The sequence below is a fragment of the Pseudomonas sp. genome, assembly GCF_036387035.1.
Classification (GTDB): Bacteria; Pseudomonadota; Gammaproteobacteria; order Pseudomonadales; family Pseudomonadaceae; genus Aquipseudomonas.
Genome location: NZ_DASVUM010000243.1, coordinates 19,574 through 38,501, shown reverse-complemented (window position 1 = coordinate 38,501; position 18,928 = coordinate 19,574). Strand labels below are relative to the sequence as shown.

Annotated in this window: 17 protein-coding genes; 3 read left to right on the top strand and 14 right to left on the bottom strand. The window is 58.8% G+C overall.

Annotated features, from left to right (window positions below):
• Positions 1-7 precede the first annotated feature (7 nt).
• From VF672_RS22005 to VF672_RS21985, 5 genes are all read right to left on the bottom strand, one after another.
• Positions 8-1,678, bottom strand: coding sequence for a hypothetical protein (locus tag VF672_RS22005; RefSeq protein WP_331106843.1), 1,671 nt, complete (start codon positions 1,676-1,678; stop codon positions 8-10).
• 154 nt (positions 1,679-1,832) lie between these two features.
• Positions 1,833-4,325 carry an LPD1 domain-containing protein gene (locus VF672_RS22000; protein WP_331106841.1) on the bottom strand — a complete coding sequence of 831 codons (2,493 nt, stop codon included), beginning with the start codon at positions 4,323-4,325 and terminating at the stop codon, positions 1,833-1,835.
• Positions 4,326-4,399: 74 nt separating this feature from the next.
• Positions 4,400-4,903 carry a hypothetical protein gene (locus VF672_RS21995; RefSeq protein WP_331106840.1) on the bottom strand — a complete coding sequence of 168 codons (504 nt, stop codon included), beginning with the start codon at positions 4,901-4,903 and terminating at the stop codon, positions 4,400-4,402.
• On the bottom strand, positions 4,900-6,783 hold the full coding sequence (locus tag VF672_RS21990; protein WP_331106838.1) for a hypothetical protein: 1,884 nt from the start codon (positions 6,781-6,783) through the stop codon (positions 4,900-4,902). The genes VF672_RS21995 and VF672_RS21990 overlap by 4 nt, the downstream gene beginning before the upstream one ends.
• Entirely contained in the window at positions 6,783-10,118 is a 3,336-nt protein-coding gene (locus tag VF672_RS21985) for a hypothetical protein (RefSeq protein ID WP_331106836.1), read from the bottom strand. The genes VF672_RS21990 and VF672_RS21985 overlap by 1 nt, the downstream gene beginning before the upstream one ends.
• 420 nt (positions 10,119-10,538) lie before the next feature.
• On the opposite strand from VF672_RS21985, the gene VF672_RS21980 reads away from it, so the two are divergent.
• Positions 10,539-11,702: a hypothetical protein gene (locus VF672_RS21980; protein ID WP_331106834.1), complete on the top strand. Its 1,164-nt coding sequence runs from the start codon at positions 10,539-10,541 to the stop codon at positions 11,700-11,702.
• 482 nt (positions 11,703-12,184) lie between these two features.
• On the opposite strand, the gene VF672_RS21975 is transcribed toward VF672_RS21980, so the two are convergent.
• The 3 genes from VF672_RS21975 to VF672_RS21965 all read right to left on the bottom strand — a co-directional run bounded on the left by VF672_RS21975 (position 12,185) and on the right by VF672_RS21965 (position 13,823).
• On the bottom strand, positions 12,185-13,087 hold the full coding sequence (locus VF672_RS21975; RefSeq protein WP_331106832.1) for a tetratricopeptide repeat protein: 903 nt from the start codon (positions 13,085-13,087) through the stop codon (positions 12,185-12,187).
• Between the two features lie 163 nt (positions 13,088-13,250).
• Positions 13,251-13,469: a hypothetical protein gene (locus VF672_RS21970; protein WP_331106831.1), complete on the bottom strand. Its 219-nt coding sequence runs from the start codon at positions 13,467-13,469 to the stop codon at positions 13,251-13,253.
• 60 nt (positions 13,470-13,529) lie between these two features.
• A complete protein-coding gene (locus VF672_RS21965) occupies positions 13,530-13,823 on the bottom strand; it encodes a hypothetical protein (protein ID WP_331106829.1) in 294 nt (97 codons plus the stop codon).
• A 123-nt stretch (positions 13,824-13,946) separates the two neighbouring features.
• Here VF672_RS21965 and VF672_RS21960 point away from each other — a divergent pair, with 123 nt between their 5' ends.
• Positions 13,947-14,642: a zinc ribbon domain-containing protein gene (locus VF672_RS21960; protein WP_331106827.1), complete on the top strand. Its 696-nt coding sequence runs from the start codon at positions 13,947-13,949 to the stop codon at positions 14,640-14,642.
• 360 nt (positions 14,643-15,002) lie between these two features.
• Complete coding sequence (locus tag VF672_RS21955) at positions 15,003-15,758, top strand: hypothetical protein (RefSeq protein ID WP_331106825.1); 756 nt, start codon at positions 15,003-15,005, stop codon at positions 15,756-15,758.
• Positions 15,759-15,770: 12 nt separating this feature from the next.
• Here VF672_RS21955 and VF672_RS21950 read toward each other — a convergent pair whose 3' ends face one another.
• The 6 genes from VF672_RS21950 to VF672_RS21925 all read right to left on the bottom strand — a co-directional run bounded on the left by VF672_RS21950 (position 15,771) and on the right by VF672_RS21925 (position 18,902).
• Positions 15,771-16,139: a S24 family peptidase gene (locus tag VF672_RS21950; RefSeq protein ID WP_331106823.1), complete on the bottom strand. Its 369-nt coding sequence runs from the start codon at positions 16,137-16,139 to the stop codon at positions 15,771-15,773.
• Positions 16,140-16,146: 7 nt separating this feature from the next.
• Positions 16,147-16,389, bottom strand: coding sequence for a hypothetical protein (locus VF672_RS21945; RefSeq protein WP_331106821.1), 243 nt, complete (start codon positions 16,387-16,389; stop codon positions 16,147-16,149).
• A 14-nt stretch (positions 16,390-16,403) separates the two neighbouring features.
• Entirely contained in the window at positions 16,404-16,658 is a 255-nt protein-coding gene (locus VF672_RS21940) for a hypothetical protein (RefSeq protein ID WP_331106819.1), read from the bottom strand.
• 3 nt (positions 16,659-16,661) lie between these two features.
• Entirely contained in the window at positions 16,662-16,994 is a 333-nt protein-coding gene (locus VF672_RS21935; protein WP_331106817.1) for a hypothetical protein, read from the bottom strand.
• Positions 16,995-17,087: 93 nt separating this feature from the next.
• Entirely contained in the window at positions 17,088-17,285 is a 198-nt protein-coding gene (locus VF672_RS21930) for a hypothetical protein (protein WP_331106815.1), read from the bottom strand.
• 378 nt (positions 17,286-17,663) lie between these two features.
• Positions 17,664-18,902: a hypothetical protein gene (locus VF672_RS21925; RefSeq protein ID WP_331106813.1), complete on the bottom strand. Its 1,239-nt coding sequence runs from the start codon at positions 18,900-18,902 to the stop codon at positions 17,664-17,666.
• Positions 18,903-18,928: the final 26 nt, after the last annotated feature.

The following is an 18,928-nucleotide window of genomic DNA, read 5'->3' as shown; positions in this document are numbered from 1 at the left end:
TCACCCCTTACTCGCTGGCGAACATATTGGTGACCGTGATCAGCGCCGCGCCCAGGGCAGACGGCGTGTGCGGGTTCACCTGCGTGAAGTTGCGGGCGTACAGCGCGTTCTGTTCCTTCAGGTCGCTGTTAAACGCCAGGCGCAGCACCGTGACCGGCACGGCGTCGCCGAATACGATCGGGTTACGAGCAACCTGCGAGGACTTGCCGACCATCAGGATGGTGGCGCTGGTGGACGTCTCCGAAACGACCTTAGGCGAGTAGTAAACCTCGTACAGGTTGAACAGACGGCCCAGGCGATAGATGCTCGGGCGAGGCGCCAGGCCGGACGGCACGAACAGCTCGGTCGGTAGGGATGGCAGCTGTGCAGCGATCGATTTCGGCACGTACAGGTGCGTACCGCCGTGATCCATCGTGTCGTTGGCCATCGTCTGCGAGCAGATACCCAGGATCGTGGCGAAGTCCTGCCAGATTTGGGCACGCGTTTTCTGCGCGATCTGCGTCGAGTAGTCGAAGTCGAACGTTTCCTGGTTGTTCACCGCGACCGACATCGCCTTGCGCAACGCCAGGTAGTGACGTTCGTTCGCCGCCTGGTTCCGCATAGCAATGAGCGACTCGGCGCCCAAGTCCATGCCGATTTCGTTGTTGTACTGCGTCTTGGTGTCGTAGGTCGTTGCGACCAGACCACGCCAGGCGCTTGCATACAGCTTGTACGTCTGCACTTCGGTGATCAGGTTCGGCGTCAGCGACGTGTTGGCTTCCAAGTCGATGAAGCCTTCGGCCTCGACGACGGTGCCGACCGGCAGAGCCGAGCTGAAGGCCAGCGACAGGGCGCCAGTCGAACGGGTGATCGTGCCGGTGATGGTGTATTCCACACCGCTCATCGTGATCGAGCCGGTGATCGGGCTGTTCGTGACGGTCGAGGAGACGTCGATGCTTTCCTTACCGGCGAACAGACCGTTGATGAACACCTGGGTGCGGCCGCGCAGCAGCGGGGCAGCAGTGGTGCCATCGGTGGTGAACGTAGCGGTGGCCGTGGTGCGATCGGCGCCCAGCGTCGTCGTCATGCGGCGCTCAGACGACAGGTACGATTCGCCGGAGTTGGTGCCGTCCAGCAGGTCGCCGCTGGAATAGCCGCCGTAGGTCGAGCCAGCCTGGTGGCTGACGATGCCGAGCAGCGATTCGTTGGAACCGATGTCGGCAGGCAGGTAAACGGCCCACGGACAGGCTTCAGCGATGGCCTGGGTGACGGCCACAACGATGCGGTTAGGCTGCGAAGCGCCTTCGTCGGAGTGCGCGCTGTTGCCCACGCCGTCGAGGATCTCGCGAGGATTCATCGCGGCGGCGATGCCCTGGTGAATAGCGGAATCCATCACGTCGGCGGTCGGCAGGTGGCCGTGCGCAACTTCGAATTCCTTCATACCGGCCATAACGGAGTCGAGCACGGTGGCGTGCAGCTCTTCCGGAACGGAGCCGAACAGTTTTTCGAGGCGGGCTGGCAGTTTGACGGATTCGTCGCTGCCGCTGGCGTTGGCGCTATCCAGGATGTCGCGGTTATGCGCCTGGCTCTTTACAGAGTCGAGGACGCCCGTGACGCCGCGGTTTGCTTCGTAGTGGCCGTGATAGAAGTCTTCGACCTTATTCAGCCCGCTACCGGGGGTGTAAATTGCTTTCGACATCGATAGTCTCTTTCTGAGGAAAGCCCACAGCGGGCTTGTATCGATGCCCATCCTAAGTTCCAGAAAACCCTCGAAAATCCAGGCTTTCCCAAGCCCAGCGCGCACAAAAAAGCCGACACGGAGTCGGCTTCAAAATGAGGAGTAACTGGCAAGGTCAGGCGGGTGTTTCGGCCTCGGCCAGCAAGGCTTTCACTGCGATATCCAGGGCCGGATCTTCACTGCCCACCCACGAGCTTTCCTGCACCAGCCCAATGATGTCCTGAGTGAGGGCCTCCCGATCGGCGTCGTTGAGTGGCGACTGCAGACGCTTCACCAGCTTTTCTAGGGCGGCGCAAGGATCGGCAACGCCATCGAGCACCTCGACCTGGGGCTCGATCTCGGCGACGGGGCCGAAAATCTGATCGAGCAGCTCTTTGTTCGCCGATGCCTTCTCGAACACTTGGCCATCGCGCAGCGCGCCGAAAAGCTCTTCGAATGCGGCATTAATACGCTCGCGCTCCTCGCCCTCGGGAAAGGGTTTCTCGCCGTCGTAGTGTTGGTTATTGGCATGCGCCGACAGGTAATCGTTCTGGCGGCCGTGGCTGGCCATCTTGTCCTCGATATAGGACTGAAATGCCCGAGCCGCCAGCTCGACGTCCTGCGACCAGTACTTGCCGTCGCCGCCACCGTCCAGATCGATCGCGTCGCTGAAAAACTTCGAGGTGGCTTTTCCCGTCGGCACGTTCAGATACTGCTCGCCCACGGGTGTATAGAAGGCCGCGGCGATCTGGCGCCAGTCCTTGCGGTTTTTCAGGCTTCGCTTATCCGTGCGCCCGGCGAAAATCCGGTCCACGGCCATGATGGCGTCAACTGCATTACCCGCCGACTGGATGGCGCGACCTGGGCCACCCGCATACATGGCGTTGACGTTGCTGGCTGCGCGTTGGCGGTCGCGATCGGTGATCGTGAACACTTCCGTAGAACGAACGTCGCCATCGAGCAGTGCGCGGCGCAGCTTCATGAACGCATCTTGAATCGGCCCGGCCGGGATCATGCCGGGCATGCTGGTGCCGAATGTTTCTTTTGAGCCTGCAGTGCCATTTAGGATCGAAGGCAGGATGTTGTCGAAGGCATGGAACAGCTCGTGCCCAAGCGCACCGCCACCGCCCATTTTGGTCAGGTTCACCACACGGTGCACCGGCTCGTAATGCGCCCGCGCCGCGTTCTTTCCGCCCGTGCCACGCGCACCGAACGCCATGCCCAGGCGACCGCCCAAGCCCAAGTGCACCATATCGATCCCGAGCATATCGGATAGGTCGCTGAAAGCCGCGGCAGTCTGCTCGACGTGGAACCGGGCGCTATTCGGGTCTTTGAGAACCCAGTTGCCAGACTGCACTTCGCGCAGTCCAAACATGCTCTTTAGCGCTGCGGTAGATTCGGCGCTGACGTCCTTGCCACCGACGCGATCGTACTTATCCGCCACTTTCAGCTGAAAGGTGACCTCTTTTTTCGTGGCCGTGCGCACGCTGGTGGCGCGGTCTTTGTTCGACCACGCCCAATCGCTGATCTTGCCGTTCTCGGCATTGGTGACGTGACCGCGGAATGCCGCCGAGCCCGACTGATAGCGGTATTTCACTACGCCCTTAAACTTGTCGCCCAGGGAGAACCAGCCGCGCACCAGCGGAGAGTCCTGATTGCGGGCCTCGGCTGCCTTCTTGATCGCCGTCATCTGCGTGTAGATGCCGGACATATGCTCGTCCAGCTCGTCCACTCGGGCGTTGATACGGGTACGCTCCTCGACCCATTGCTCGCTGATCTTCGCCCGGTTTTCCTTGGCAGCGACGAGGGCGGCGGTGTCTTCCTCGCTCACAGCCCAGCCGCGGCGCTCACGGTTTCGCACCTTGCGCTCGACATCCATGATATTGACGTCGGCCATCTGCATGGCGCGGTACAAGTCGTCGGTTGCGCCGTTGAGGGTCTCTTTCTCCTGCTTGTACCCCTGCAGTTGCTCGCGCAGCGCCAGATATTGTCCGGTCTCGCCTTCGCTCAGATTGGAACCGGTCATTTCGTCCAGGATCTCCTTGAGCGCGGCACGCACTTCGGTGACCGTCTGCAGACCTTCCATGCGGCTGCGCACAGTGCCGAGCGCCAGCGCATAATCCTGGCGCGTCTGCGGGTCGTCGGCTGGCACGGGCGCGATCGAGGCGTACACGCGATCGATCAGAAAGCCAGCTGCAGGCGTCATACCGCCAGCGGCCAGGGCCTCCCAATCCACCTGCCCGAACAGGTTCGATTTGATGATCAGCTCAGCGGCCTGGCGCGGGTTGCGCTCGATGGCTTTCCAGTCGATCGAGGTGCTCTGCACCAGTTGCCCCGACTCCTTGGCCAGGCGAATGGCATCGGCGGCTTTCTCTTTGCGGCTGTCGGCGATATAGCCAGTGTCCGCATAGCGATAGTTGGGGGCGTTGGGATCGTCGCTCAGGCCGTCGTCTTCTGGCTCTTCGGGCTTCACGTCGGCGGCGACGCCCAGGCGCGAAAGCAGGCTCAGCACCGTGCTGGTCGTGCGCAAGCGCTCAGGAATAGACAGATCCTGCGAGAGCAGGCCAACGGTTTGGATCAGCTCGCGACTGAGCTTGCCCCGCTCAATGGGGGATAGGGTACTGGGCATCGTGCACACCGATAGGTTGATGCCCAATGGTGCCTTGCCCGCAGCGCCAGCCGCGGGCGGCATTCCGATCCGCCTTAGCGAATCGACTCCCAGGCGACTCGTGCCAGGTGCTGCTTGTATGCCTGGGCGGCCTGGTCAAACAGCAGCTCGACCTGGACGTTGCCCTGGTAATCCTGGTGCACCTGCGCCAACTGCCTGGCCACGCTGACGCTGTCGCCTGGCAGATCGTGATCAATGACGCGCTGCAGGAATTTGAGGGTGCTGGCCAGCTCAGCGCCACCCGACAACGGCGGTGCTGGTCGCTGCAGGAGCTGCGCGCCGATCTCCTGGGGGTCTGGAAGCACGCTAATGCCGAACTCGACCGACTGGCAGAACCCCAGCAGGTCGTCAGGCTCAATGCTCGCCGCGCTCAGTCGCTGACCATTGCGGCCCGTGACCATGCGCACCTGCAGGAAGCGCTGGAAGTGCTCTACCGCGGCCGGACTGCCCACCAGCTCCACCGGGACCAGCTCATCATCGTCCCACAGCGCTTCGAATGCGCCCTCGGGAGTCACCACCAAATAACGCGTAGCGATCACTGCTTGCCCTCCTGAATCGACTGAGCCGATCGGATGATGGACTTACGGGCGTCGAAGCCCTTGCCCTGGTAAAAGAAGGTGTACCATGCCGACGACACGCCGATGCCGTTGGTGTCTGCGTAGGTGATCAGCGCCCGGGCCAGGTCGAGGCCTGCGTGCACCGATGCGCACTCGGGCAACGGCAGGTTGAGCCGCGACGCGATAACGAGCCCCTTGGCGTTGCGCTTGGTCAGCTGGTTGCGGCATACGCCCTGAAGCACGCGGTAACCCTCGTAACCGCCCACATAGGTCGGCTCGCTGCCCTTGGCGAATTCGTAGGTGCGGATCAGCCCGGCGATGTCGGGGTGCTCTTCCTGGAACACCTGCCACCAGTCATCTGCCTGCAAAGGTGCCCGGGCTGCCAATTCCGCCACGGCCGTGGCATAGGCCTCCTCCATTTCCTGGCGCTTGGCCTGAATCGCGTCCGTCGCACCCTTGTGCATGTCCAGCTTCGCGCGCATGGCGGGCGTCACGGGGCTGGCCAGGTAGCCGCTGATCAGCGCCAGCATTTCCGGATCTTTGGCCGCGAACATGGCCGCATCGCGGGGGTTGGCCAGGTACTGGACCCCCATCGAAAAAACCTCGGTCCAGCCGTCGCGGTAGACCTTGCCGATATAGGCATCCATGAAACTGTCTTTGTACGCGACCTCTTCCGGGCCGTAGTTGTTGCCGCTCAGCTCGGCTAGGGGGTGGACGTCAGCGCTTTCGCGGCGCTTGATCAGGAACCCATTGGCCGCAGCGCAGGCGATCGGGTCGTTCTCCAGGTGGTGCGCCAGCTCGTGGAACAGCACCGTCTTGTTGAAGTTATTGCCCAGGTTGATGACTTTCTCGCCGGTGCGGGTCTCGATACCCGTGGCGTTGGCCCGGGCGCCACCGGCCGCGATCCGGATCGCCGACGACTTGCCACCGGTTAGACGGTAGAACTCGGCCAGGTCGCGCAGTACGTCGGCTTTCTTGTAGCCCATTCGAGTCAGACGCTGCTGCGCTTTATCGTCGATCACCTGGCGCGATGCCCAGCTCGATGCCTCCTCAACGCTTACCGTCGAGCTGGCCATCAAAGCATCGATCACGATCTGGCCCTGGGTGTCGAACGCCTGGTCGGCCTGCTCGATCGCCTCGTTGCGCACTGCTTTGAACCGGCGCCAGGCGGCCATAGCCTTGGCATAGACCTCCTCGTGAGCGGCGACGTAGTCTGCATAGACCTTGTCGTACCGTGCTTGCGCCACCACATGCTGGCCGGGATTGGCGTCGGACCACGCCTGGATCTCGCGCTGGGCTGCAGTGACTTCATTGGTCAGCTCATTGATACGCACCTGGTGCTCGGCGTATTCGGCATCGTCCTCAACCCGCTGGCGTAGCAGATTCTCGACCGCGGTGGCATGCCCCAGCACGGCGGCGCGATCTACCGGTACCGACACGGCGCGGCTCGAAACGTCGGCGGTCACCGACATATACAGATCGAGCACCGATTGCTCGCCCGGGGTACGCAAGGCCTGCGCCTTAGTCACCAGATCGCGATCGCCCAGGGTGGCTGCCAGGTCGATGACCGACGCGGCCTCAAATATACGCACGTTCTGCGGGAGCTGGTTAATCGGCCCGTCAAGGTAGTCGCGCAGCGCCTGGGCGGATTTTTCGGGATCGTCAAGGGAGAATGACAATGTTTCCTGCGACGCGGCCAGGTCGATGCCCAGGCGCGCCAGCAGAGCGAGCACCTGGCGGCTCGACCGGATACGATCCATCGGCGCCATGGCGGCCGATAGATCATTCACGCCCTGGGCGAGCTGGCCGGTGAGCTGGATACGCTCCAGCGTCGAAACTGAGTCGAGAGCGGCGACCAGCATCAGCCCAGCGCCTTACGGGCCAGTGCCACGGCGTGGTTGCTGTACGCCATCGCGGCAGGCTCCAGGAGGGCAGCTACTTCCGCGTCCTGCCCGTAGTCGTTGTAAATGGTCTCCAGGCGATCGGCCAGGCCATCGTCCCCCAGGTCAGCCTGGCCATCGATCACCGACTGCAGGTAGGCCTTTGCCTCGGCCAGGCCCGCGCCCTGGGCAGGCTCGGTTTCGGGTGGGCGCACCGCGGCCAGCACCTTGTCGGCGGCGGCTTGCGCTTCTAGGGCTTGGCCCCAGGACTGCTGCATATAGAACGCCTGGCCCTCGACTACGCCTGCAGCGTCGCCATAACCGATGTCCATGGTGTCGGCCACGATCTGGATCACGGCTGATTCCCACTCGCTGTACGTCGCCTTTACGGGCTCGTCTGGCTTGACGAGGTACAAATTGACACGCGAATCGCCTTCTTGGACGCCACGGATCGCACGAGTGGCGTTATCCCAATACGCCAGCTGGCCGTCGTTGAGGCGGTACAGGTTGCGCAGCCCTTCCAGGCTGCCCACGCCCTCGTTGCCGTCCGTGTCGAGCTGATCGGCCGGGATGTTGGCCGCCATCCATGCGTTACGCTCGCCGATCACGGTGCTGTCGCTGACGACTTCGCTGAATTGCTTGATCAAGGGGTCACCGGCAGGCTCTGCGGCGGGTTCAGGCGTCTGCTCGGGCTCAGCGGGCAGATCCGCGACTGCCTGGGCGACCATGGCCATGATTGCCACGCGGCTACTGGCCTCGCCGACAGCATCCGTACCGCCCGAACCACGCAGCAACTTGACCATGCCCTGCTCGTCGATCATGGCGCGGCCAACAATACGACCATCTTTCGCGATCTGGCCGGTGATGCCGTAGGTGGTCGAGTCGAACAGCGAACCGCTTACCGAGGCGCTGAAATCGCCCCAGGAGACGACCGCACCGACGCTTTCGGCGCCGTCTGCTACTGCCTTGGCGGCATAGGCGAATGCCAGTGTCTTGCCTTCGAATTGGTGCCCTTCGCGAGTGATCATGTCGTCTTCCGCATCTTCGAAGCCGTAGTCATCCAGGTCCATTGCCTGGGCGACCTGCTCGGGGGTTTTGCTCTTATCGTCGTAGCCGGTGACGTCGCCCTGGAATTCGACCACGCCCGGGTAATTCGAGTCCTCGCCCACGAACACGTCAGCACCGCGGGGGCTCTTCAGGGCGGTGCCGTATTCGGCCTGGTAACCGGCATCGACCTTTTTCCAGCCCAGGGCCACCAGCGCGTCGGCGATTGCATTGGCACGAGCACGGGCCGGGCTGATTTCGGTGTCAGGCTCAACCGTTCGTACCGCGGCCGGGATCATGGCGTTAATGGCGTTGGCCAGCCCTTCGGGCGTCATGTCCAGCATGTCCTTGATCTTGCCCAGCGGGCCGCGATCTTCGCCGTTGACGTCCTGGAATGGCGCGTAGGACACGCCGACGATGTTTTGGCCAGCACCGACGCGGCTCGCAAACATGCCCGCCTGATAGCTCGTCTCGCCGACCATCTTGTACATGGGTTTGCCCATGCCGTCGGATTCCCAGCCGTGTTCGCGCAGCGCGTTGCGCACGGCGACAATACGGCCCTGAAATAGGCTGTCGAGGGTGTCCTGGTAGGCCAGCTGCAGCTCGTCACTATCAACAACGGTTTTGTAGCCTTCCGCCGTGCCTGGATTGAATCGGGTCGATTCCGCATCGTCCCAGCCAGCGGCATAGGCCTCCTCGGCTGCTTTCTTCTGCTCTTCGGTCAAGCCGGTGGCCAGGCGGCCGAATACCTCGGAACTGCCCCACGGATAGCGCGGCTTGTGCTCCTCGTTGGCTTGCTGGCCAATCTCAAAAAACCGTGCCTTGGACTTATCGCCGATCATCTCGCCCGATTCGTCCGGCTTGATGATCCGATCGGCCGTCTGTTCGGCCGTAGCGCCAGTGCTCCACGCGTTGCGCATAAGGAAGCTGTACGAGCCCAGGATTTTGATGGCGTCGGGCTGCTCCACGTGGAGGTGGGTGGCGACGAGCTGCGCGATGCGAGCAAACCAGTCGTCATAGGTCCGCGGTGCCGGATCTGCCTCGGGCTGAGGTTTCGGCTCGGGCGTTGGCGTCACGGTCGGAGCTGTCTTGCGGTTGGCCAGCTGCGTCTGCAGCTGCGTCACCTCGCCATCCAGTTCGGCCAGGGTTTTCTCCTTGGTGGCTACGTCGGCCTTGAGCGCTTCCAGGCTTGCGACCTTGTCGGCGCGGTCGGCGTTGGCCTTCTGAAACTTCGCGCTGTTCTTTTCGGCCAGACGCATGATGCGGCGTGCGACTTCACGGGGCAGCAGATCCTGTCCACGCTCAGGCGCCACCAGCAGGGTGATGTCCTTTTTGTTGAGCATCCAGCGCCACGAAACCAGCTCATCATGGGGCAGGATCTTATTCGGGGTGCTGTCGGGATTGTGGAACCAAACGCTGACGGTCTGACCGTCGCCCAGCTCAAAAATGGCGGTCACGTTGGTGGTGCCCCGCTGCTTGAACGGCGGCGTTACTTGCATGGCGATAACCTGCAGGTCGCCCACGCCGTTCATGACCTTCTGCAGTTGCTCCATCTTGCGCGGCGCCTTGGCGTACTCCACCACCAACGCGTCGAGCAATTCCAGGCCTTCGGAGTCATCCAGGACATCCTGCTGGTTCACCGCATCGAGCAGCAGACCATCGCCGTCGCCGCAGCGTAGCGAATACAGCACGTTGGCCAGGCCGGTGCCGATCGGCAGGGCTTCGTCGTTCCAGGCGAGGTTTTCCATTGTGTTCTTTCCGTCGGTAAGTAGCTGGCTGGCGTCGAGAGGGCCATTCTTGTCGGCCTTCAACCATTGCTTGAATTGGGGCATCGAGCACGATACAAGGCTGCCCAGGCCATCCCAGCCGGGCATGAATGCCGCCAGGTAGGCGCTGCGCGCGTCGTTTTCAGAGAGGAAACCGAGCAGGCATTTGTGCTCGTCGAAACTGCGATCCGGCCGCACCTGGTTGATCACGAATACGGCTTGGCTTTCAGGATGAGGCCCCAGGTAGACGTCCAGCTCGTCGCCGTCCGCTCCCATGACGCCCTCGAAATAGCCATAGTCGTTTGGCTGAAAGCTACTCCACGCCTTGCCGTCCTGGCTCACGCCGGTGCGGTACGAACCTCGGGGGTTCTCGATCGCGATGCGCAGGCCCTGAATGGTGGCCCGGCCTTTTTTATAGTTGCCAGCTGCGGCCTGGGCAGGTGTAGGCCCACCCGTGGCGTATGCAGTGGATAGGGAGGCAAATTGCTGTCGGATAAAGTCGCTCATGCGCCCACATTACTGGGACGCAAGAGCCTGATTTAGGCGCGATTTCCGACGCGGCGTTTAAACATAATCGCCGTTACTTGCCGTCGTGATCGAAGCCTTCGCCGTATTTATTCGCGCCGAACCCAGCGCCGCTGGAGCAGCACTGTTCCAGTAAGCCTGCAGCGCAGCGGGCCGATCGCTGATTTCAGCTTGCAGGCTATCTGCCACGAGCTGAGTTATATGCTACTACCTCTGGTTTTGGCATACCTAACTTTTGATATTTCAGAGGGTTTTTATATATCAATATTTACTAAGGCCGCTGCTTATACGAAGATTTAGCTATTTTTTTGCACTATAATGGTGTAAGAGAAGTTTGTAGGTGCATTATTATTGATATTCTAGAAGATACAAAATTCACAATTACTGTAGTTGGGAGGATATATGTCGGAAATTTCTGCTTCAGACCATATGAATAGCCTTTTAGCCACAAAATCACTTGTAATTTACACCGGAACTATAACTACAGATGTTATCGTGTATCAGGATGTACCATTGCTTGGCAAAATTCCTGTTGTGACAAAGGTTACAACCCGACACGATTCCTCAGGTTTTTCTAAGGTTGTGAATTCAAAAGTTATAGAAGTTCTCGATTTGAAATTTGATCAGGCTAATATCACAAGCCTTCCACAAACAGGTCTTTTAACAAGAAAAACAGTTCAGAACTGCGCAGATGCGAGTGTTACTTCAAGCATCGGACTCAGCGTGACCGGCACCCAAACTTGGGGTGTTACAAAAACAAACGGTGTTACCACTACTATTGGTGCCAGCGTGAATGCGTCAGTCGGGGTTCAAGGAGTTGGCAGTGCCGGCATGACCCTTACATTTTCACAGGCAATCAGCACGACAACCGCTATGTCAGAGGGTGGTTCTCAGCAAGTAAGTCGAACCTCAAACGAAAATATAACGATAGGGCCAAGACGATCTGTGCTCATCGAACTTTTTGCATATCAATCAACTGCGGAGATACCATTTTCGGGAAAGATAGTGATCGATGGTAATCTAGAAAATAATCTAAGTGGAGTTACTCAAGCTAGCGATCTTTTGAGTTTATCGGAACGTACGCTCCCATTTTCGGGTATATTGCGGCTTTCGGATGTATCACAAGCTAATTTGCGGACATCTGACCTTGGTGGAGTACAAGGATGCGCCGTCCCAAACTCGATTTCGATTGCTGAAGAAAGGTTTCCACCTTTTCCCGCCGACAAGCTTGGTTCTTATTTGCTCGATCGTTTCAAAGCTCCGGTTGACTTTGCTCGTTCTGAAAGTGGAGAGATACATGACCATATAGGTAAGTTTTCAAATTTCACTTGGCTCGGGGAAAACGAAGGGCCAACAATTGGCCCATCTGATGGTACGTCGTATGAAATACTGTACACCACTGAAATTTATGAGCCATCCGCAGCATGTGGTTTCAACGACTTGGGGGTAATGAATACGGGAATATTCAGTTTGGAGGCTCGTCAATACCGAAATTATTCTAATGGACAACTTGTAAGTCAATGGCAAGACACCGTAAAGAATTTCCTTAGATGCCACGAGGTATGATATTTCTTAGAGTTATGTTCTATTGGATATTGAATGCCGCACATATTCTTAATGCTATAAGCTTGGATAAGCCAATCAGCATTTTGATCCCAGCCGCCAGAGCCCGCCGGCGCGCCATCGCATCCGCGTTGGCCTGTGGCAGCGCGTACTGAGTTGCCTAGTGCCCGTCCGATCGGTTGAAACAGCGACCCTTCGGTCGTCCTGGAGCCCGGTTTCCAAAAGAAACACATTCAGGTACAGCCACGCCTTGGACGAAGCCCGCCGGCACCTGCGCCGGGTGCTTCGCTTGAGCAAGCCAAACTAGCTGCCAAGAAACCGCCAGTTTCGCCGGCGCGCGCCTGTTCGACACCCACCGGCACCCCTCGGCTCTGCGTTACTCGGTGTTGTGGAATGGCCAGAACTGCAGCGGCAGCCCCGCAATGCTCCGTCGTATCGACATGGAAGTTGAGCAGCTGCCCTTACCGAAAACCACGCCTACTAAATCAACTACGCGATTGGTATTTTTCAAAATACTGTCCAGCCAATTTTTGTGCTTCCGTTAGCTCGGACTGGGATAGCTTTTTGGCCATCATGTCTCGATATTCTCTCGCTTTGGGATCTCCATTGGCAGCAGCGACCGATAACCAAATATAAGATTGCTTGTTGTCTTGGGGGATACCTTTGCCTAGGCCGTAAGCGACTCCAAGATCAAGTTGGCCATCAGCAGAGCCTTGCTCGGCGGCCTTGCGGAACCAGAAGACCGCTTGTTTGGAATCTTGCGGAACGCCATTACCGCGGTTATAGCAGAGCCCGAGGTTGTTCTGAGCAGTAGCATGGCCTTGCTCGGCGGCCTTGCGGTACCAGAACGCCGCTTGCGTGGAATCTTGCGGAACGCCATCACCGGTGTCATAGCTGATCCCGAGGTTGAACTGAGCTTTAGCTTCGCCTTGCTCGCCGGCCTTGCGGAACCAGAACACCGCTTGCTTCGCGTCCTGAGCAACACCTTCGCCTTCCACATACATGCTGCCGAGACTGAGCTGGGCAACAGCAAGGCCTTGTTCGGCGGCCTTGCGGATCCAGAAGACCGCTTGCTTGGAATCTTCAACAGTGCCCTTGCCGTCGGCGTAACTTAATCCTAGGAGGAGTTGGGCTTCAGCTTCGCCTTGCTCGGCGGCCTTGCGGTACCAGAACACCGCTTGCTTGGAATCTTGCGCAACGCCATTACCGGTGTCATAGCTGAGTCCGAGGTTAAGCTGATTTGTGGCTTCGCCCTGTTTAGCCATTCTCCGAATTTCTGTTAGATCCTGATCGGCATGCGCATAGCTGGCTGACTGAAGCAACCCGAACACAAGAAATAACGAGCAAACGTATGCCCTACATTGTTTTCTTTCGATGAATCCGATCACTTCCCTGCGCTCACTTCGTTCAAAGGAGTTGAGTTTAACGGATAAGGCGAAATTGCGCTGAGCTTATGGCCAAGCGACATTCACTGGCTTTTCAGATCCTTACGATTGATCTATTAAGGCGTGACGGTGAGGATTGGACATAATCGCGGTTACCCATAACGCGTCAGGCCTGCTTCGATCCGGTCCAGTCCCCGTCGAAAAAGCCGCCTCCCGCTACCGCTTCTTTCCTGGGCTTGGCTCGGCCCAAGTGGTATTCGGCGTATTGACTGTTGCCGTCCTGCATCACGCAGACCGCCAGTATGCGCCAGCCTTCATCCAGCAATCCTTGCGCCTGGGTTTGCCCGTTAACCTGTTTCAGTTCGTTGATGTCTTCAATGCCCATCGATACCGCTCCTTGGGTTGCAGGTTGGCCGTTCCAGCATGGCCCGGCCGGGGTGCCATTCTACAGGCTGTGCGCAGCGGTGCGCGCTTCGGCGATCAGCCCGGCCAGCTCGGCACCGTCCTCGGCGCTCAGCGTCACCTGCCACCACTGGTCTTTGCTCGCCTCGCCGGTCACCTTGCATACCGGGTTGCCAGCAAAGGTAGCGGACTCGATGCGCACCTGGGCAAACGGCGCACGCAGGCTGATGGCCGGGTTGCGCACGTCGAACTGCACAAAGTTGATGGCCACCGAGACGGTGACCGGCAGCGCGCCGGGCGGTTGAGCCACGGGGTGGTATTCACGGGTTATCATCATTTTTGGGGTTCCTTTCTATTCCTGAAATTCATCGAGCGAGACGATACCCTTGCCATGTTCATCAGGCAATTGCTACAAGCAACCGGCAATGGCAAAATGCCGCTTTTTGACAGGTAAGCAAAGATGGCGCTCATCGCCTGTGACGAATGCTCCAAGCAAATCAGTGATACCGCCCAATCGTGTCCCGGCTGTGGCGCGCCCGTGAAGTCGAACAGCAGACCAGCGAACCCAAGTCCATACCAGCCAACAAATCGCATGGTCAGCCTTCCGCTATTCCTTGGAATCGTCGTGTTGGCCCCAATCTGCGTGTGGTTCCTGCTTCGCAAGGGATACTCGACTGGATCTAGGGTCATTGGCTTTGCGTGGCTTGTAATCTCATTCTTTTTCGTACCGATACCGGACGCATTGGTTCCTGCCAGCTCCACACCGACCCATCAAGCAGCAGCATCAACCATTGCATCCTCCCCAGCTTCCCGCCCTGCGAATCAGCAACCCGAGAGCACTGCGACATACGCGCAGGTGAACGCAGATGTCGGGTGCAAGAGCACCTACAGCGATCAGAAGAAAGACGACATATTCAAGGCCAAGTACAAAGATCGCTGGATGACATGGAGCGGCGAAGTAACGCTGCTGGAATCCGATGAAGCTTCATTGAACGTGGACCATGTAGGGACGCAAGACCTACGGGTGGATTTTGCAGACAAGGCCGCTGGGTACAATCTTGCTAAAGGCAGTGAACTGAAAGTGAGGTTCCTGATGAAGAGTGCGGGCGGGTGCTTCCTGCCTTTTGGCGGTGAGAAGGCCACTGTCGTTTATTAAGCCCTTCGGGACAGTGCTTCTATTTCAACGGTTGCCCTGTCCACTTCAAAACCCCATCAGGCACTTCCGGAGTTTGGTCAGGCTTGAAACTATTCCTGCCTGCTCGCTCCGGGTCCGCACGGTTCGTTACCGCCACTTCCACGAGTGCTGAAAACTTCTCGTAAATCGCTGTTAACAAGAACCAGAATCCAGCGGTGAAACACCCGAGGGCAAAACCCGCAATTGCCCCAAGAACCCCGTGCCCGGACGCGCAACCCAAGCCGAAGCCCACAAACGTAGAGATGATCAACATCAGCCGCCGCGGCTAAAGTTTGTAATAGTCTGGCCGATGGCCATTTATCTAGCCTCGGACTGCCAGCAATGCACGAAATCAAGATCATACGTACTGACAGGGTGCTCGGGTTCGACGATGACATCGTTGAAGTCCATGTGAACGACACGAAGCGTAAAATTCGCAATGGCGAATCGCTGGTTGTTCTCGAAGAAATTCCGGCAGACGTCCAGATTTTCGCCAGGGGTAAACAAACCTGGGAAGGTACAGTCTTAGCTAAAAAAGATGGTTCTGCGACGGTTTACGCTAGCATCACCGAAGCCATTGCCGCTCGCGAGGGCTGGACCGATACGAAAAAGACGCCGGTACAGCTGGTAAAGCCTGACCAGCCGGTGGGGCCGGTACTGAGTGCTCGTGCGGTCAGAATCAAAGCCGTCATGGATAGCAACGCAAGCTGGATGAAAGAAAACAAACAGATTGCTTATACCTGCTACGGCTTCAGTGTCATTCCTGCGATTCTAGCCGTCTGCGCGCTTGCGCAAAGGAGTCCAGGGTGGGCGTTTATTTGCGGGATCGTCTTTGTCGCAGCGATCCTACTCGGGGTGTGTGCATACTTTCGACAGCCTGGAAAATGCCCTAAATGCGAGGCCCCCACTCTCACTAGAACCGACTACAACGAGAGTTTTATGGGCACCCGCTCGGTGCAGCGCGTCATCCGTAATCAGGTAACAAATCAGGACGAGCAGCGCACCGTGACAGTGAGCGACATCCAAGTGATTGAGGACTGGCTTTGCGTAACGTGCGATCACGCTTGGAAGTATAAGCACTCCTACGTTTCCGAGTGAGTCTGCTGCTGCTCAGGAGGTCCGGCGATCGTGGTCGCGAATGCTGCGCGTCACCACTCCCCAAACGCTGAAATCCTCGCCCTCCATAACGTACCTGGGCGGGTAGGCAGGGTTTTCGGAGCGCAGCACGGGCATATCCCCGGCAAAATCCAGGCGCTTGCACATGGGCTCGCCGTTGATGACTGCGATAATTATCCTGCCCCGCACGGGCTCGATCGCCTTGCTGACCACCAGCAGATCGCCGGAAAAGATACCGGCCCCCTGCATGCTGTCGCCCTCAACCCGCACCAGATAAGTGGCGGCGGCGCGGATCTCCAAGAGGTCATCCAGCGATACCGGTTCGGTGTCAGCCAGCTCGCCGAAGGGATTGAAGTCGTCCATGCAGGCACTACTCACCCGATTCCAGGCGGCCCAGAATCGACTCGGCTGCATCGGCATAACGGGCGTCGGCCAGGTGATTCAATTCGACAAGCTCGCTCCGATCGATCACGCCGAAGCGGTATAGCACCTCGGCGTGCTTGCGCAGCGCGCCATGCTGGGATTCGGGCGTATGGCGCGCGGCGCTATCGTCCTCCAACAAGGCGTGCCACAAACCCAGTTCCCGGACCTTTATGTCGTCTTGTTCGCTCATGGGGGCGTTCCTCTCTACTGGTTGTCGCTGGCATCTATCGCCGTATGCGTAACGGTGAGAACGCCATCCCTCTGCAGCCGTTCAATCAATTGTTCCCAGGTTTCTCCAGGACGCGCTTTTCTGGCCAGCTTGGCCCGCTGCGCCTGATCAAGATCGCGCAGCTCGGGCACGCTGTTCTCATATGCCAGCTGGTGCCCTAATCCTCGAAACTCATAGTGGTCAGTGGGCGCAGCGCGCATGAACCCAGGGCCGGACGCCTTTTTATCCATGCTCTACTTTCCTGGATGGTTGGCTTGGTAGGCCGCATACACGACCTGGATGTCCTCGGACTCGGCGACAGCCACCCAGTGCTGCTGCTCCTGATCACTGAGCCCTGTCCACCACCCATACATTTCCATCGCTTGCTGGGCGATGCTTTTACGGGTTCCGATCCTGTTCTGGGTAGTCCTGAATGTGTAGGAGCCGCGGCCGTCCGGCAGGGTGCCGTTCCCGCTCGATGCGCCATCGTGAATCATGTCCGTGACGTCCTTGTACATTTGCGCGATGTCATCCTCGGCGGCGGCCTCGAAATCCATCGTTACGTTGACTTTAAAGGGCTCAGTCATTGCTGGCAGTCCTGCATATGTGTTGTTGAGAGAGCAAGTCCCCGCCATTTTGTCAGCAGCCCAGCAGTCCCGTCCACCTGGCGGCTTTCGGCCCTAATGCGCTGCTTTGTCGCCCTCGTTGGGCACTTCGGCTCTTTCCAGCATTTCTGCCTCAACTGTTCGGCACACCGCGCAAACCAGTGCGCCGTCCCGCTCGGCCTCCTCGCCGCATATAACGCACAAGCCAAATGTACTCCGCTCGCTTATGGGCACGACTTTCAGCCAGTTGATATACATCGGTTCATCGTTCACGATTCATAGCTCCTTATTGTTCGCTGCCGATCGTCGCTAATGAGCGGCGATCACCGTCTGCACGTTCCCTTTCCGAGTTGCTTTGGCGCAGAATACTGGTTATCCATACACATGACAAACCGCCATGACACGCACATTACCGCGATTTAATCCCACGTCCCTGTCCGAGCTGCGGCGGATCTGGCGCGAATATCCTACACAAGACATCCGGAATTTAGCGCTTGAGGTAGAGCATTACCGGCGATTAGTGGCTGACCTCGATAAGCTCTATCTCACAATCCATCAGGCATGGCGCGAGGAGGTCGGCGGCAACCTAATTGCACTGCACCGCATGCAGTGCGCGCTCACCCAGGAGCGCGAGCGGCTGAAGTTATAGCATCAGAATCCGATGTCGCTAGCGGTCGTGCCGGTCTTCCAGCTGGCGGCGCGGTCGCGTAGCTTTTTGAACGCAGTTTTCGGCAGGCGGGCCAGATATCGCTTGTGATCGTCATACCATCTGTCCAATTGCTCCTTGGGCGTCAGATCAGCCGCCAGGCGCGCCTTTGTCACTTGGTAGGCCTTGGAAGACGTTACCAGTTCATAGAACGCGTCGGAACCGGTGACGGCCACTCGGATGGCGCCTTGAGCCCGCATTTCCGTTGCCTGGCGCTCGTTGCGTGCGAGTAACGCCCCAGCGCTTTCGCTGGTGAACAGAGCGTGACAGGCCTCACGCAGCTGATCGTTCGCCCCATGCTGGGCGTAGGCAAAATCCGGCACCTCAGCCTGGGCCTCGTTGGCGATCAAGCTCCAGCGTTTGGTTTCAATCCACATATCCTTGGTAACGAACTGAATCCGCCAGTTCTCGACTGTGTTGCGATCGCGCTCCAGCTGGATGTAAGCGGGTTTCATGTTGTAGCCGTACTTCAAACCGGTATCGCAGACGAACAGGCCGTTGACATAGAGCTTCCCTGGGCGGCTGGGCAGGATCTGGCCGCGACTGGTCTCGATAGCATCCCGAATCGGCGGCTGCATTTGCAGGCAGCTGTCCTTGATCGCTTCCACGTCCGCCATAGACAGGCCGTCGATCTCGAACGACAGCCGCCGCTCTGCACCTGGGTTGGCAGTCTCCTGGACTTGCAGCGTGTTCTCCCCGAACGTCTCGCTGTGCGTGAAGCCAGGGCGCCAGATCACTTCGCCGTTGTGGCAGGTGACGCCGTAACCCATTCGAACAAGCACCAGCATGGCCAGTTTGAAGCCCTCGCCGAACTGGCCAATGCTTTGGCGACAGTCGCGCTTGGTGCTGGCGCCCAGCAGCAGGTGGCGCGGTGAAAGAGTCACGCCCGGGCTGCTGATCACCAGCGACTCCTCTGCGAACTGATATTCGAAAGGCGCCTCGCTGTCGATCGCATTCTGGATCAGCTCGTTGACCGCCTTGGTGAGACCCCACGAACTCACGTAACCCTCGGCTAGGCCCAGTTCATACACTTTGCTAATCATTGCTTGCCCTTCACGGTAGGTTGCAACCGGGTTGCATGCGCCGGACGGCGCGGTATTTGCCCCGTGCCGCCTGGAAACAGGCGCTGGCGGGGTTGATTGGTGGGGTTCATACTGCGCCCCATAACAACTACTTGCTAACATAGTAGTTACGTTCTGCTAAGCAATGC

What these genes read in the sequence shown, in the direction of transcription:
- VF672_RS22005 (WP_331106843.1), bottom strand. Translation starts at nt 1,678, where the DNA reads ATGTCGAAAGCAATTTACACCCCCGGTAGCGGGCTGAATAAGGTCGAA.
- VF672_RS22000 (WP_331106841.1), bottom strand. Translation starts at nt 4,325, where the DNA reads ATGCCCAGTACCCTATCCCCCATTGAGCGGGGCAAGCTCAGTCGCGAG.
- VF672_RS21990 (WP_331106838.1), bottom strand. Translation starts at nt 6,783, where the DNA reads ATGCTGGTCGCCGCTCTCGACTCAGTTTCGACGCTGGAGCGTATCCAG.
- VF672_RS21985 (WP_331106836.1), bottom strand. Translation starts at nt 10,118, where the DNA reads ATGAGCGACTTTATCCGACAGCAATTTGCCTCCCTATCCACTGCATAC.
- VF672_RS21980 (WP_331106834.1), top strand. Translation starts at nt 10,539, where the DNA reads ATGTCGGAAATTTCTGCTTCAGACCATATGAATAGCCTTTTAGCCACA.
- VF672_RS21970 (WP_331106831.1), bottom strand. Translation starts at nt 13,469, where the DNA reads ATGGGCATTGAAGACATCAACGAACTGAAACAGGTTAACGGGCAAACC.
- VF672_RS21965 (WP_331106829.1), bottom strand. Translation starts at nt 13,823, where the DNA reads ATGATGATAACCCGTGAATACCACCCCGTGGCTCAACCGCCCGGCGCG.
- VF672_RS21960 (WP_331106827.1), top strand. Translation starts at nt 13,947, where the DNA reads ATGGCGCTCATCGCCTGTGACGAATGCTCCAAGCAAATCAGTGATACC.
- VF672_RS21955 (WP_331106825.1), top strand. Translation starts at nt 15,003, where the DNA reads ATGCACGAAATCAAGATCATACGTACTGACAGGGTGCTCGGGTTCGAC.
- VF672_RS21950 (WP_331106823.1), bottom strand. Translation starts at nt 16,139, where the DNA reads ATGGACGACTTCAATCCCTTCGGCGAGCTGGCTGACACCGAACCGGTA.
- VF672_RS21945 (WP_331106821.1), bottom strand. Translation starts at nt 16,389, where the DNA reads ATGAGCGAACAAGACGACATAAAGGTCCGGGAACTGGGTTTGTGGCAC.
- VF672_RS21940 (WP_331106819.1), bottom strand. Translation starts at nt 16,658, where the DNA reads ATGGATAAAAAGGCGTCCGGCCCTGGGTTCATGCGCGCTGCGCCCACT.
- VF672_RS21935 (WP_331106817.1), bottom strand. Translation starts at nt 16,994, where the DNA reads ATGACTGAGCCCTTTAAAGTCAACGTAACGATGGATTTCGAGGCCGCC.
- VF672_RS21925 (WP_331106813.1), bottom strand. Translation starts at nt 18,902, where the DNA reads ATGTTAGCAAGTAGTTGTTATGGGGCGCAGTATGAACCCCACCAATCA.